The 13,275-nt window shown below is 61.9% G+C and carries 17 protein-coding genes; 6 read left to right on the top strand and 11 right to left on the bottom strand.

Annotated features, from left to right (window positions below; all coding sequences use genetic code 11):
• The first annotated feature begins 294 nt into the window (after positions 1-294).
• Genes RhoBH5_RS28350 through RhoBH5_RS28340 form a run of 3 tightly spaced genes read left to right on the top strand, consistent with a single transcriptional unit; the run spans position 295 to position 1,553 of the window.
• On the top strand, positions 295-702 hold the full coding sequence (locus RhoBH5_RS28350; protein ID WP_270009047.1) for a hypothetical protein: 408 nt from the start codon (positions 295-297) through the stop codon (positions 700-702).
• 33 nt (positions 703-735) lie between these two features.
• Entirely contained in the window at positions 736-1,113 is a 378-nt protein-coding gene (locus RhoBH5_RS28345; RefSeq protein ID WP_270009046.1) for a helix-turn-helix domain-containing protein, read from the top strand.
• Positions 1,110-1,553, top strand: a complete 444-nt coding sequence (locus RhoBH5_RS28340) for a hypothetical protein (RefSeq protein ID WP_270009045.1) — start codon at positions 1,110-1,112, stop codon at positions 1,551-1,553. The genes RhoBH5_RS28345 and RhoBH5_RS28340 overlap by 4 nt, the downstream gene beginning before the upstream one ends.
• Before the next feature lie 133 nt (positions 1,554-1,686).
• On the opposite strand, the gene RhoBH5_RS28335 is transcribed toward RhoBH5_RS28340, so the two are convergent.
• From RhoBH5_RS28335 to RhoBH5_RS28325, 3 genes are all read right to left on the bottom strand, one after another.
• Positions 1,687-2,286, bottom strand: coding sequence for a DUF4236 domain-containing protein (locus tag RhoBH5_RS28335; RefSeq protein WP_270009044.1), 600 nt, complete (start codon positions 2,284-2,286; stop codon positions 1,687-1,689).
• Positions 2,283-2,690: a DUF2510 domain-containing protein gene (locus RhoBH5_RS28330; RefSeq protein ID WP_270009043.1), complete on the bottom strand. Its 408-nt coding sequence runs from the start codon at positions 2,688-2,690 to the stop codon at positions 2,283-2,285. The genes RhoBH5_RS28335 and RhoBH5_RS28330 overlap by 4 nt, the downstream gene beginning before the upstream one ends.
• Before the next feature lie 66 nt (positions 2,691-2,756).
• Entirely contained in the window at positions 2,757-3,605 is an 849-nt protein-coding gene (locus RhoBH5_RS28325) for a tyrosine-type recombinase/integrase (protein ID WP_270009042.1), read from the bottom strand.
• 206 nt (positions 3,606-3,811) lie between these two features.
• Here RhoBH5_RS28325 and RhoBH5_RS28320 point away from each other — a divergent pair, with 206 nt between their 5' ends.
• Positions 3,812-4,435, top strand: a complete 624-nt coding sequence (locus RhoBH5_RS28320) for a GNAT family N-acetyltransferase (RefSeq protein WP_063314764.1) — start codon at positions 3,812-3,814, stop codon at positions 4,433-4,435.
• Here RhoBH5_RS28320 and RhoBH5_RS28315 read toward each other — a convergent pair.
• Complete coding sequence (locus tag RhoBH5_RS28315; protein ID WP_063314765.1) at positions 4,333-5,436, bottom strand: PLP-dependent cysteine synthase family protein; 1,104 nt, start codon at positions 5,434-5,436, stop codon at positions 4,333-4,335. The genes RhoBH5_RS28320 and RhoBH5_RS28315 overlap by 103 nt on opposite strands.
• Positions 5,433-5,819 carry a DUF4229 domain-containing protein gene (locus RhoBH5_RS28310; RefSeq protein ID WP_030535490.1) on the bottom strand — a complete coding sequence of 129 codons (387 nt, stop codon included), beginning with the start codon at positions 5,817-5,819 and terminating at the stop codon, positions 5,433-5,435. The genes RhoBH5_RS28315 and RhoBH5_RS28310 overlap by 4 nt, the downstream gene beginning before the upstream one ends.
• A 291-nt stretch (positions 5,820-6,110) precedes the next feature.
• On the opposite strand from RhoBH5_RS28310, the gene RhoBH5_RS28305 reads away from it, so the two are divergent.
• Entirely contained in the window at positions 6,111-6,323 is a 213-nt protein-coding gene (locus RhoBH5_RS28305; RefSeq protein ID WP_003942029.1) for a BldC family transcriptional regulator, read from the top strand.
• Positions 6,324-6,488: 165 nt separating this feature from the next.
• Positions 6,489-6,695, top strand: a complete 207-nt coding sequence (locus RhoBH5_RS28300; RefSeq protein WP_003941996.1) for a hypothetical protein — start codon at positions 6,489-6,491, stop codon at positions 6,693-6,695.
• 25 nt (positions 6,696-6,720) lie between these two features.
• Here the strand turns inward: RhoBH5_RS28300 and RhoBH5_RS28295 are convergent, their stop codons facing one another.
• From RhoBH5_RS28295 to RhoBH5_RS28270, 6 genes are all read right to left on the bottom strand, one after another.
• Entirely contained in the window at positions 6,721-8,346 is a 1,626-nt protein-coding gene (locus RhoBH5_RS28295) for a MinD/ParA family ATP-binding protein (protein WP_333482274.1), read from the bottom strand.
• 143 nt (positions 8,347-8,489) lie between these two features.
• Entirely contained in the window at positions 8,490-9,452 is a 963-nt protein-coding gene (gene ccsB / locus RhoBH5_RS28290) for a c-type cytochrome biogenesis protein CcsB (RefSeq protein WP_003941951.1), read from the bottom strand.
• Entirely contained in the window at positions 9,449-11,113 is a 1,665-nt protein-coding gene (resB, locus tag RhoBH5_RS28285; protein ID WP_042453041.1) for a cytochrome c biogenesis protein ResB, read from the bottom strand. Before resB ends, ccsB begins: the two co-directional genes overlap by 4 nt.
• The gene (locus RhoBH5_RS28280) at positions 11,110-11,958 is read right to left on the bottom strand and encodes a cytochrome c biogenesis CcdA family protein (protein WP_007735278.1); all 849 of its coding nucleotides are present in this window, start codon (positions 11,956-11,958) and stop codon (positions 11,110-11,112) included. Before RhoBH5_RS28280 ends, resB begins: the two co-directional genes overlap by 4 nt.
• A 2-nt stretch (positions 11,959-11,960) precedes the next feature.
• Positions 11,961-12,566, bottom strand: coding sequence for a TlpA disulfide reductase family protein (locus RhoBH5_RS28275; protein ID WP_007735280.1), 606 nt, complete (start codon positions 12,564-12,566; stop codon positions 11,961-11,963).
• Entirely contained in the window at positions 12,563-13,222 is a 660-nt protein-coding gene (locus tag RhoBH5_RS28270; protein WP_003941868.1) for a histidine phosphatase family protein, read from the bottom strand. Before RhoBH5_RS28270 ends, RhoBH5_RS28275 begins: the two co-directional genes overlap by 4 nt.
• Between the last annotated feature and the right edge of the window lie 53 nt (positions 13,223-13,275).

The raw sequence follows: 13,275 nt of genomic DNA, 5'->3' as shown, positions 1-13,275 counted from the left end.
TTGGGTCCCACCCCCCAGAGAGCGCACAACTGAAGGGTGGGACGTGCGCGGCGGACCGACTCCCTCGATCGCCGCAGCGCAACCATACTATCCGACCCCGCCCGACCCCTGCACTCGCACGACGAAGCCCCCGATCTCATCGCATCCAGCGGTGAGGTCGGGGGCATTTTCGTTGCACGCGCAGGTCATAATTCGCGGATCTCGATCGAGTTGTCATTTTATGACGGCGAATGAAACACCGGAAATTCGACAGGTGATTGAATGGCCAGTCATGACAGGTAGAGGAACTCTGCAGTGCTGAGACGTCCACGCGTGGCAACGCCAGGCAGTTACCGATGGGTTCGGCTCGCTGAATTCGACGCCGAGGTCAAGACCCTGATTGGACACGATCGGGTGCTGATCGCCAGACTGCTGGCATCGTTGAGACGTGCCACGTGCGGAACCTCCGGTTCGGACGAGTACGTATTTCCACTCGGGCGAACCCCCTACCATCCACTCGTCGAACTCCGCCTCGAAGACGAAGGCGACGACAAGTACCGGCTTTACCACGCGGAGCCGGCCGAAGACCCGATACTGCTGCTCGGCCTCGTATTCTCGGTCAAGCAGCACGACCCGCATTTCGAGTGGAAGGTCATTCAGAATGGCCACATCGACACCAGCCTGGATCGCTACATCGCCTGGTCTGCACGTAACGTCCATTGAGTAACCAGGCTCTTTGCGGTTAACATCAATTTCATGGACGGCGTTGACGAATTCGCAGAACTACTCGGCATGGACCCGAGTGACCCCGACGACGAGCGAGCATTACGACTGGCTCAGGTCCACGAAGGCTTTCTGGCCACGCTCGTAGCCCTTCGACGCGAGCACTTCAAGCAATCTGACTTCGCTGACCGCATGGGTCGCGATGCCGCGTCCGTCAGCCGATTTGAACGGATCGGAACAGACCCCCACCTGTCCACAATTCTCAGATACGCCGTTGCCCTGGGTGTCGACTACTCCATCAGTGTCGAAGTCCCCGTGCCCAAGAAAGCGGACGACAACATCATCCACTTCCCGTTCATTGCTCTCGACGTGAATGACGAGCAGGACGTATGGAAGGTGGCGGCCCAATGACCGACTCCGGCACCATCGCCCTCGATGTTGCACTTGTCCATGTGGGCATCGCTCGCTCACTCGTTCAACGCAACGAACCCGGCGAACCGCCGCCAGAGTGGGCACTGAAGGCCGGCAAGGAGAAAAATGCCAACCTCTCACTCCGAGGCAGGGATTCGGAACACTTCATCGCTCAAGTCGACGTCGAGGTTGCGAAGAACGACATCTATTCCACAGTTACCGTGCACGGCCTCTATCGAATCCATCAAGACGGCAAAGCTCTGCGTGGCGCGAATGGCAACCCACTCTTAGTTCTCGCCCCCGCCGTCCATAAACAGCTGGCGGCGAGCGCCATGGACGATCTCTACCCATTCGCTCGCGCAATCGTCCACGAAGCTACATCGAAGGTGGCCTCCACCGACGGAATCCTTCTCGCGCCTCAGCAGTTTGAGCTTCGCTAGCAGTACTTTGTGAACAAAACCCCACAGCTCCTACTGGAGCAGCGGGGCTTTTCGTCGCCTACACGGGCCCGAGCCAGTCTCCCCCCGCCCATCCGACCCCGTGCGATGGGGTGGGGTGGGGGTGAGGGGACAACTACTTGCGATTCTCGTCGCGCCACTCCTTGGGCGAGCGCGGCATTTGACGCAACCGGGGATTGGGCTTGTCCAGATCTGCCGGCGCAAAGCGGCCGTAGATTCCAGCATCCTCGCCTTGCAAGTACTGCCGGTGCTGCTCCTCTGCGCGCTTCGCCACGCGTTCATCCTTGGCAGCCTGGACAGAAAGACCCGCCTGACGGGATCGCCACATCTTGCGGACGATCAGAAATGCAATCCATGCCCCGATCGCGATAGCGCAAAGAATGAGGATCTGCCGCCAAAAATTGACAAGCAAAATGATCAACAAGATCGCGCCGATAATGAACGCAAGCCCCTTTGTCATATCTGAATCACTGAGAGGCTTGACCGCCGGAGGCTGCCCACCAGTGGGCGTCGCTGATTTCTTGGAAGATTTCTTGTCGCCGATTACTTTTGTGTCGGAAATCCCAATTCCAGGAACCCTGACAGTCCGGCGAACTTTCCCGTTCGCCCCGCGTCCAACTCGGAGCGGGCCAGCACCTGCGCTGATCCCCAAGCCTCCCTTCGACGCCGTAATCCTCACGCCACCGAACTTCTTCGATTTCCTGAAGTTCGTCACGCCTTGCCGCCTGCTCGACTGACCACGGCACCGATGACGAGAAATAGGACGCATCCGCCAATCAGCACAAACGTCCACATCTCTCGACTGTCGAGAGCTTCGCGGCAGGCCCAGAAACCTGTCTCGCCGGCCAACTCCGTCAACTTGGGGCTGATGAGCGTCCCACACTTCGCTGATCCCACACGCACATCAGTGAAAAGCAGGAAAGCGAGTAGTGCGACACACGCCGCAGCGAGCACTCCCATCACCTTCGCGATCGTTGCGTATGCATTCGCTGCACTGGAATTCGCGACAACCGGCGCGGGCCCGGGGTGAGTGTGCGAGGTCCACTGCTCCCCATCCCAGTACCGATACATGTTCGGATCGGACGGATCAGGGTAATAGTCAGGTGCAGGTTTGGTCACACCTCGGTATCAAACCAGAAGCGCCCGGCATATCGGCTAACTCGGTTAGTTTTTCTTTCGCCTAGGTTAGCGCCTGGTCATCGAAGATAGGCCGCGCCCCAATCGGTCGACGGACGACGTTGACCGCCGAGTGTTCGAAGCGAGGTAGAGAGTCGTGGTCGACAAATGCTGATGCCCGAGCGCGACCTGCACGTCGCGGACGTCCGCACCGAGGTCTGCCAATCGAGTAGCGAAACGATGACGGAGCGTGTGGAGCGTGTACGGAAGGCCAATCGCCTTAAGGTGCGCTGAGGTGATCTGGGTGAGTCGGTTCGGCGTGTAGGGCTGCCCGTTCTTTGAGAGGAACAAAAACCCCGCCCTACCCATAAGTGAGCGGACCTCGGTATAGATGTCCGGCGCGATCCTGATGATTCGCTCGTGCCCACCCTTGCCGTGCACAACGAGGTACGCTCCACCATTTTTCTCGTCCTCCCTAATATCACTCCGCGCGATTCTGGCGATCTCCCCGCACCGGAGGCCGCAGTAGCCAGCCAGAAGAAAGACGCAAAACAACTGATGGTCATAGCGAGACGTGATCAATGCGACCGCCAAGTCCTGCTCGGGAATCGGCCTAGGTAACCGGCGCTTCAACTTCGGCGTCACGAGATGGATTGTCGGGTCAATCTCGATCACGCCATTCAGAAGCGCCCAGCGATAGAACGACCGGATGTGCGCTGTGTATGTCGCAATACTCGACGGAGAGACTCTGAGTCCGGCCTGCCACTCGACCAGCTCATCGACGGTCGCCTCGATGAGCGGCTTACCGAGTTTCGCTTCAAGTCGCTGGAGGTTGTCGAGGCGATGCCGGATGGTGGTCGGCGTTGCGTTATGTAGCTGCAGATTCCGAATATGTACGGCGATGACATTTGTGCTCATGGGGAATATCTACCTTGCCGTTACCCAGTTCACTGGCACTTTCGAGCACCTCGTCGAGGATCGGTTTGGAACGACGACGAGCGCATTGACGTGCACTTCTGCTGACCCGAGGTGACAAGACTATGACGCACCTTCGGTTGCGTAGGTTTGCGTTACAGAAGGCGTAGCGCTGGGAGAAACGCACTTCTCGAGGTAAAACGGTTTCTGTGATCCGCTCGGCCATATCCACCGACCTACCCGCACTGCAACAGATCGAGATCGCCGCGGGCGAACCGTTCCGAGACATCGGGATGGACGCCATCGCAGACGATCCACCGCCGACGCTCGACGAGTTGAACGATTTTCTCGCAGCCGAGCACATCTGGGTTCAGACCGACGCGAACGACGTACCCGTTGCGTACGCACTCGTCGAGATCGTGGACGGCGGCGCGCATATCGAACAGGTCTCCGTTCACCCCGATCATGCCCGGAAAGGCCTCGGAGCACAGCTGATCGACGCCGTCACCGAATGGGCGGCGGACCATCACCACGATCTCGTGACTCTGACGACGTTCGTCGACGTTCCGTGGAACGCGCCGTACTACGAGCGACTCGGGTTCGTGCGTCTGGCCGAGAACACGCTCTCCCCCGGCCTGATACGCATCAGAACGGACGAGCAGTCGTCCGGGTTGGACGCCTGGCCGCGCGTGACGATGAGCCGCCCGTCACACGGTCCGGCGCCGGCGATTCAGGAACTGGCCGTCCACGCACCCGAACGGACGAACTCGTCCAGCACTGCCGTCGGACCGAGCAGGTCGATCCCTTCCGACGCCACCCATTCGTCGTTGTAGTACGTCCCCGAGTAACGCTCTCCGCCGTCGCACAGGAGGGTGACGACGCTGCCGCTGCGCCCGGCCGCCATCATTTCGGCAATCAACGCAAAAGCTCCCCACAGGTTCGTCCCCGTCGAGCCGCCCACTTTGCGCCCCAGGGCCGCGCTGGCGTGCCGGGCGGCCGCGATCGAGCCTGCGTCCGGCACCTTGATCATTCGGTCGACCACCTGACCGACAAAAGACGGTTCGACGCGCGGACGGCCGATGCCCTCGATCCGGGAACCTCGAGTACCGACGATCGACGGATCGCTCGCTCGCCACGCGTCGAAAAACACGGAGTGCTCCGGGTCCACCACGCACAGCCCCGTGTCGAATTTCCGGTAACGAAGAAAGCGGCCGATCGTGGCACCGGTTCCGCCCGTCCCGGCTCCGACGACCACCCAGTCGGGAATCGGATGTTCCTCGTGTTCGAGCTGAGTGAAGATCGATTCGGCGATGTTGTTGTTTCCTCGCCAATCCGTCGCGCGCTCGGCGTGGGTGAACTGGTCCATGTAGTGACCGTTCAACTCACTCGCGAGCCGATGCGATTCCGAGTAGATCGACGACGGATCGCTCACGAAATGACAACGTCCCCCCTGCGCCTCGATCAACGCGATCTTGGCGGGACTCGTGCTCGCGGGCATCACCGCGACAAAATCCAGGCCCAGCAACTTCGCGAAATACGCCTCGCTGACAGCCGTCGATCCGGACGACGCTTCGATGACAGTGGTCTCTTCGGTAACCCAGCCGTTGCAGATCGCGTAGAGGAAAAGCGACCGTGCGAGTCGATGCTTGAGACTCCCCGTGATGTGGGTCGACTCGTCCTTCAGATAAAGCTGGACGGTCCAGTTACTCGGCAGCGGATAGCGCAGCAGGTGAGTGTCCGCGCTGCGTTGCGCGTCGGCTTCGATCAACCGCACCGCGTTGTCGACCCACTGGCGTGAGGTCCGACGGTCGACGTCGAGCGACCCCGTGGTCACCGCCCGTCTCCGCGCAGCTTGGAGCGAAGATCGTCACGATCGGACCGACGCTGGGCGTCGACCGCCGCAATGCCCGCATTGACACGCTTGCGCAGTTTCGCGAAGAGCAGCAACGACAGCGGCAGCGCGATCAGAACTGCGAACAGCGCCGCGACGATCAAGGGAACGTCCGTGCCGGCGAGCTTTCCGCCACCGATGATGACGGCACCGATCACGACGACAAGCAGCAGCCGAGCGACCGAGTACAGCACCACATCGCGGGCTAGTTGACCCTTGGTCACCGGCCCGGAAGCCGACTTTGCTTGCCCAGAGTTTGCGGAAGGTTTACTGGCCTTGACCGGCTCAGAAGGAACATTTTCGGGGTTTTCAGACAACTGACTCACCCTCTCAGGTTACCCATTCCGAATACGGGTGGGACCGAGCCCGCTATATCCATTTTGTCCTTTACTTAAACATTACTTTTTCTTGAAAGATCGACTACCCGGCTATATCTGTGCAAACATTGCGCTACCACTCAGAAAACGGTCGAATGTGAGCGAAGGACTTCGAAACAAACTCGACGCAGGTTTTTGGCAACTGGTCGACACACCGGTTCGGAACCAAAGTTCGGAATCACTGCTCGGTTCGGAATCACTGTTCGTCAAACGTTCGACATCAACATGGAGGACCTCACAATGAGCGCACCAACCTTCAATACCGCCGCAGACGCACTCATGACGCCCGGACAGGTAGCGGCATTGTTTCATGTCGATCCCAAGACCGTGACCCGCTGGGCACACGCAGGACGACTGGGCTCGCTTCGCACGCCAGGAGGACATCGTCGATTCCGTGAGACCGAGGTCATGCAGCTTCTGCGCTCGCTGACCACCGAAGCAGACAACAACTGAGCAACTTCAGCTCACTTCGAAGCACTTTGCGGTACCCGACAGATCTTGCAGTACCCGACAGATACAGCACTAGCGCACTGAGCCGAAACGCTTGTCCGCACCACTTCTGGTGAAGCGGGGCGGAGACTGAGTAGGCTCGACTTCAGTTCCCTGAGGAGGTGCGCCGTGTTGTATCTGTTGGCGTTGGTGGGTTTGGTGACATTGATCGTTCTGATGTGGAAGGCATTCGGGCCCGATCCGTCGACGCGCACCCCGGTGAGCGGTGTACGCGGGCCGGATGACGATCCCGAATTCCTGTGGAATGTGAACCAGCAAACACGACGCAAGCGCACGGAAGGTCCGGACGTACCGCCGACTGACGCGTCGACGTAGCGTCCGGGCTCGCCCGGCTATCCGATTACCGCCCCGTCAACGCGAACGGGGAGGCCGGAAAGTCCTGCGCAACCACCGCAGCCAACTCCAGCACCGCTTCCCGAGTACCTGGACGCAGTCGGTCCAGATCGATTTCGGCGCCCTCTTCCAAATGCGGATCGAACGGAATCAGTTTCACCGCTCGACAGCGCTGCTCGAAGTGCTCGACGACCCGCGGCAGATCAACCTTGCCCGAGCGAGGCCGTACCGCGTTGATGACAGCTACGGACGTGGCGACCAGCCTGCTGTAACCGTGAGCGTCGAGCCAGTCAAGTGTTGCGGAGGCGCTACGTGCACCGTCGACGGAACCGGAACTGACGACGATCAACGAATCTGCACCTTCGAGAATGGCCTGCATCGCCGAGTGCATCAATCCGGTGCCGCAGTCGGTCAGAACTATGCTGTAGAACTTCTCGAGCATGTCGACCGTGCGCGTGTAGTCCCCACCGCTGAAGGCCTCTGAAACTGCTGGATCGCTGTCGGAGGCAAGCACTTCGAGCCGGTGTCGATTTTGCGATGTGTAGCCACGGACGTCGCTGTACTTCTCGATGCTGTTCTCGTCGCGCAGCAGGTTTCGCACTGTTGCCGGAGTTTCGAGCGGGATCTTCTGGCTCAGCGTTCCCCGGTCGGGGTTTGCATCGACAGCGACGACGCGATCGCCGCGGATCGAGCCGAACATCGACCCCAGTGTCGCTGTGGTCGTGGTCTTTCCGACGCCGCCTTTGAGACTGAGCACCGCAACCTTGTAGCAGCCCTGGAGCGGCTGGTTGATCTGGCGCGTCAACTCGACGAGGTGCTGCTCTTTTGCACCGTTTCCGAGGTTCACCGATCGGCCGGACAACGTGTACAGCGCCTTGCGCCAGCCACCCACCGGGGCAGGCCGGACAGGCCGCTTGACGAGGAGCGCAGCCGAGAGATCTTGCGCAGTCATCGGGAGAGCGGACTCGAAGCGACTGTCCGGAGCCGAGGTGAGTCCGGTCTGCGGCATCGGAGCGCGAGTAGGTGGCGCCGTCGGCGGGGCCATCGGCACGGCCTGACCATTCTGGAGGGTGTGGCCGTTCTGCACCGGCGCAGCGCCGGGATGACCGAACTGCCGAATCGCGGGATTGGACGGATGGACGCCGGGCGAAAAAGGTGCCTGCGGTTGCTGGAGCGGTCTCGCGGATGAATGCGCCGTCGGGCCGGGCTGCGAATTCTGAACAGGATGCAGGTTCTGAACAGGCTGCGGAACGCCAGTTCGTGAATCCGGAAGCGACCCTCCACGATTCGTAGGTTCGTAGGTCTGCATCGGCATCGCAGGCGAGGTCGAGAACTGGCCGTTGATCGGGCCTGGCTGCGCTGCCGGATACTGGATGACCGGAGTCTTGGGACCTGGTACCGGAGCCGCTGGGGTCGTCGTCGGCGGCGGAGCGGCGGGTGCACTTGGCGCCTGGCCGGCGACTTGCTGGAGCGGCCCGGAGTCGACCGGGGCCACGAAGAGACTACGAACGTCGCTGGGAACCGAGTCCGATGACGGCTCGGGCGCGGATGCGCGCGGCTCGCGCCGCGTCGGCTCGGCAGGGCGCACCGGCTCCCACAATCCTGCTCCGGCGTCTTCAATCTTGTCGGCCATCTCGCCGCTCCCCCTCGTCGATCCCACAGCTACCATACAGCTAGTAATTCGCCAAGCTGCATCGTAACTGTTGCCCGCCCCTGACGTACCTACCGGTGATACCTACAGACCGGTCGGCAGCCACCCACGGTACCTCGAGAGGATCAGGTGAGTCCCGCGTAGGAGTGCAAGCCGGAGACGACCATGTTGATGATGAAGAGATTGAACAGCATCGCAACAAAACCGGCGATGTTGATCCAGGCGGCCTTCGTCTCCCGCCACCCGGACGTTGCCCTCGCATGCAGGTAGGCCGCGTAGATCACCCAGGCGATGAAGGACATCGTCTCCTTCGGATCCCAACCCCAGAAGCGTCCCCACGCAGCTTCCGCCCAGATGGCACCGAGGATGACGCCGGCGCCGAACAGCGGAAACGCGATGATCGTGCTCTTGTACGCCAAGCGGTCGAGAGTCTGGGCATCCGGCAGTCGCTCTGCGATCCGGCCACCGATACTCGTGCCTTCGTCACCGGGCGGGAACTTCAGTCGCAGCAGGAACAGAAGGCTCGCGATACCGCCGATCATGAAGATTCCGGAACCGACGCTGACGATCGTCACGTGAATCGGAAGCCAGTACGAGCGCAGCGCCGGAACCACGGGAGCCGCGTCGGCGTAAAGGACCGTGCCGGCGAGGAACATCAAGATCAGAACCGGCACCAGCAGGAAGACCCACATCGGACGGTACGCCGGCTTGATCAACAGGACGTGCCCGACCAGCAACGACGCCGCACACGCCATCGCCACGAATTCGTACATGTTGCCGAGCGGGAATCGTTCCGTCGCAAATCCGCGGAGCACGATCGACGCGATGATCAGCACCGTTCCGACGACCAGGACAGCTCGGCCCATTCCGCCGAATCGTTCCGAGAGCGACTTGCTCGGAGTCTCCGCGACCCTGCCAGGCACGGATGCGTCGACACCGCCGGCGGAGACCAGTTCCTTGTCCTGAACCGCCTTTGCTCTGGCCGACGCGTACTGCACGATGAGCAGCACAAACGCCAGCACGAGCACGGTGAAGGCGGACTTGAAGGCCCAGTCGCTGTACTGCGCGAGTGTCTCGTTCGTTGTCATCGGGCGTTCTCCTGCGCGTGCGGTTGGTTCACCGCGGTGGTCGGATTGCTTTTCAGCAAGCGGTCGGCGAGGCGGTCGAACTCGTCGCCCCAGCCTGCGTGGTCGGTGCGGGCAAGCCCACCAAGTTCTACTACAGTACGTCGTTCGTCATCTGGATAGATACGTGCCCAGACGCGGCGACGCTTGATCACGAGCGAGACGAGTAGGCCCGCCATCATGGTCAACGCCGAAACCAACACCCACACCTGAGCGGGATCGTGGGAGACCTGCAGGTTCACGAAGTCGACGGCACCATCGAATCGCACCTGGGTTCCGTCGGCAAGCGTCGCGCTCTCCCCCGGAAACAGATTGACTCGATCCTGCTTGACCAGTCGGCCCTGATTGATCAGTTCGGTGTTGAGTTCGAACAGCGATTGCGGGTTACCGGTATCGAGTCCGGTGTCGCCCTTGTAGATGTCGATGGCGACTGCCGGATCGTTCATCGCCGGGTAACTCGACGACAGCAGGTTGCCGTGGAACAGCGCGGTGGGCGCGAACAATCCTTCGATGGCAATCTGATTCTTCCGACGCTCGTCCGCATCGGGATACATGCCGCCCGGCGGGTCGAAGCGCATCGCGCCACTGCTCAGGAACGTCGTGGCGTCGTCCGGACGCCACTGGAGCGTCTCGGTGCGGGTCTCACCGTTCGGGAACGTGACGGTGAACGTCGGCGCGTATCCGTGTCCCTGCAGGTACACACGATCGCCGGCGATCCGCAGCGGGTGGTTCACCTGGATGGTCGTGTCCCGCCAGGTATCGGACTCGAGGTCGTCGCCTGCCTGGTACGAGATGTCCGAGGTGAACATCTCGGCCTGACCGGTCTCGAGGTAGTCGGCCTGGAAATTCTTCACACGTACACACAGCGGGGTCATGCCGGTGCCGTCGAGGCTCAGACCGGCGACGAAGGAGTCGAACACTGCCGGCGAGGTCGTGCAGAACCCGGGGCCGTCGTTGGCGATGACGATGCGATTGCCCTCGTAGCCGAACAACTTGCCCGCGGCGATCGCGATCAACAATCCGACCAGCGAGAGGTGGAACACGAGGTTGCCGAACTCGCGGAGGTATCCCTTCTCCGCCGAGATGGTGATCTCGCCTTCGCGTCGTGATTTCGAATCGCCGCGACGCGTTTCGACGCGCCACCCGCGCAGTTCTTTCGACACCCGGGCAGCAAGTTCGTCGGGAGTCTCGCCGTCCACGACGCTCGTGGTGTGGTGCGGCAGGCGAGCAAGATTGCGCGGCGCATTCACCGGACGGGTGCGCAGCGCCTTCGCGTGCTCCACGCAACGCGGCAGGATGCAGCCGACCAGCGAGATGAAGAGCAATGCGTAGATCGCGGTGAACCAGAAACTGCTGAACACGTCGAACAATTCGAGGCGGTCCATCCACGGACCGAGCGTCGGACGCGCGGCGATGTAGTCGGTGACCTTGCCCTCGTTGAGGGTTCGCTGTGGCAGCAGGGCGCCGGGGATCGCAGCGAGCGCGAGGAGGAACAGCAGTACCAGCGCGGTCCGCATCGAGGTGAGCCCGCGCCAGGTGTTGCGCCCGAGTGCAACGACTCGACCGATCACCGACTGCTTCGGCAGCACGGGTTTCGGGTGGTCGTTATTGTCGTCAGCTGTCATATCGGCAGCGTCACCTCCGAGATAAATGCGTCGCGAACCCAGCCGACGAACTGGTCCCACGCGCCGGTGACGAGGGCGATTCCCACTGCCACCAACATGATTCCGCCGAAAATTTGAATGGTGCGTGCATTACGACGCAACCAGCCGACGCCGGTCAGCGCGCGCGCCGATCCCAGCGCCAAGATGATGAACGGCAGGCCGAGTCCGATGCAGTACGCGACGATCAACGTGACACCACGCGCGGCGGTCATCCCGTCGGTTCCCGCCGCTACGGACATCACGCCTGCCAATGTCGGACCGAGGCACGGCGTCCAGCCCAGAGCGAACACTCCCCCGAGCAGCGGCGCACCCACCAGTGACGACACGCGACGCGGTTCGAAACGAACATCCTTCTGCAGCGCCGGAATCAGCCCGATGAAGACGAGACCCATTGCGATGGTGACGACACCGCCCACTCGCATCAGGACCTCGCGGTTGACGAGCAGCGTGGAGATCACGCCGAATACCGACGCGGTCGCGAGGACGAACACAACGGTGAAGCCCGCGACGAACAGTCCGGCCGCACCGGCCACCCTCAGTCGACTGCTCCGGGTGATCGTCCGCGTCTTCGCTTCTTCGGCGGTGATCGCGGGAGCGTCGGCACCGACGACGCCGGCCAGGTAGGACAGGTAGCCGGGAACGAGCGGCACGACGCACGGTGAAGCGAACGACACCAGACCGGCGAGCACACAGGCGCCGAGGGCGAGCAGAAGCGGACCGGACGACGCCGCGTTCTGAAACGCTTCGCCCACACCGGCACTCAGTGTGTCGCTGCCGGCCAGCAGCGTAGTGGTCGTGGTTGTCATCTTTACTGCGCGTCTTCCTGAGCTACTCGCTGGACGACGGGCAGCAAATCCTCGGCGAGAAGTTCTTGGAGGAACACCGCGGCGACGCGATGCTGGCGGTCCAGGACGATCGTCGTCGGAATGACCGACGTGGGGTAGCCGTCACCGAGGGCGATCAGCGAACGCATCGACGGGTCGTAGATCGACGGGTACGAGACCTTGTTGTCGACCACGAAGTCCTGCGCTTTGTTCTTGGTGTCGTCGCGGACGTTGATGCCGAGGAACTGCACGCCCGAATCCTTGGTCTGCTCGTAGACCTGTTCCAGGTCGTCGGCTTCGGCGCGGCACGGTCCGCACCACTGACCCCAGACGTTGAGGACGACGACCTTGCCCTCGAAGTCCTCGACACCGACCTTCTGACCTTCGTTCATCAGATCGGGCCCGGAGAGCTTGCCGATGGTGCCTCGGTCGGACGGCGGATCGTAGAAGATCTTGGTTTGTCCGCCCGGTGAGACGAAGTCGAAAGTTCCGCCCTGTGCGACGGCGTCGTCGCCGGTCGCGCAGGACGAGAGAAGAAGCATCGCCGACGCAGCGGCTGCGAATGCTGCGGCGATGCGGCGCGAAATCATGCTCCTGTCACTCTCGGGTCGGAGGCGCCGGCAGGTTCGGAGTAGACGATGTCGACCAGGGTGTCGCCTTCGTAGACCAGTGACGTCAACGACGCCAGTCCACACTGACGGTGACGGGGATCGTGCCACAGACGCTCACCCTGCAGGAATCGACGCAGAGTCCAGACCGGAAGCTGATGGCTGACGACGACGGCTTCGTGTCCGACTGCCGCGACGCGTGCGGCATTGACGGCTGCGAGCATGCGATGCGCGATCTGCAGGTAGGGCTCGCCCCAGGACGGGGTGAACGGGTCACGCAGTTTCCACCAGTGACGCGGACGCGAGAGCGCACCGTCCCCGACGGCAACCTTGAGACCCTCGAACTCGTTGCCTGCCTCGATCAGGTTTTCGTCCGTGACGATGTCGAGCTTGTGTGCCTCGGCGATCGGAGTCGCGGTCTCTTGTGCCCGCTGCAGCGGCGACGCGACCACGTGGGTGATGTCGTGATCGGCGAGCACCGACGCGACCGCACGAGCCTGAGCTTCGCCCGCCACCGACAACCGGAAGCCCGGGAGCCGTCCGTAGAGGATCCCGCGCGGGTTGTGTACTTCGCCGTGGCGCAGGACGTGGACGATGGTGCGGGTGGACGTGTGGTCGGGGTGATCGGCGTCGGTCACAGTCGAGGGTCCTCGCTGAAGATGATGGATGTCGGAAGCGTGCGGGTGTTCTG

Source organism: Rhodococcus sp. BH5 (genome assembly GCF_027583855.1).
GTDB lineage: Bacteria > Actinomycetota > Actinomycetes > Mycobacteriales > Mycobacteriaceae > Rhodococcus_F > Rhodococcus_F qingshengii.
Note: the sequence above shows the minus strand (reverse complement) of the source record. Positions and strands in the feature narration are given on the sequence as shown.

Bases quoted from the DNA above. Each gene is read 5' to 3' on its own strand.
- RhoBH5_RS28345 (WP_270009046.1), top strand. From the start codon at position 736: ATGGACGGCGTTGACGAATTCGCAGAACTACTCGGCATGGACCCGAGT.
- RhoBH5_RS28340 (WP_270009045.1), top strand. From the start codon at position 1,110: ATGACCGACTCCGGCACCATCGCCCTCGATGTTGCACTTGTCCATGTG.
- RhoBH5_RS28325 (WP_270009042.1), bottom strand. From the start codon at position 3,605: ATGAGCACAAATGTCATCGCCGTACATATTCGGAATCTGCAGCTACAT.
- RhoBH5_RS28305 (WP_003942029.1), top strand. From the start codon at position 6,111: ATGAGCGCACCAACCTTCAATACCGCCGCAGACGCACTCATGACGCCC.
- RhoBH5_RS28295 (WP_333482274.1), bottom strand. From the start codon at position 8,346: ATGGCCGACAAGATTGAAGACGCCGGAGCAGGATTGTGGGAGCCGGTG.
- ccsB (WP_003941951.1), bottom strand. From the start codon at position 9,452: ATGACAACGAACGAGACACTCGCGCAGTACAGCGACTGGGCCTTCAAG.
- resB (WP_042453041.1), bottom strand. From the start codon at position 11,113: ATGACAGCTGACGACAATAACGACCACCCGAAACCCGTGCTGCCGAAG.
- RhoBH5_RS28280 (WP_007735278.1), bottom strand. From the start codon at position 11,958: ATGACAACCACGACCACTACGCTGCTGGCCGGCAGCGACACACTGAGT.
- RhoBH5_RS28275 (WP_007735280.1), bottom strand. From the start codon at position 12,566: ATGATTTCGCGCCGCATCGCCGCAGCATTCGCAGCCGCTGCGTCGGCG.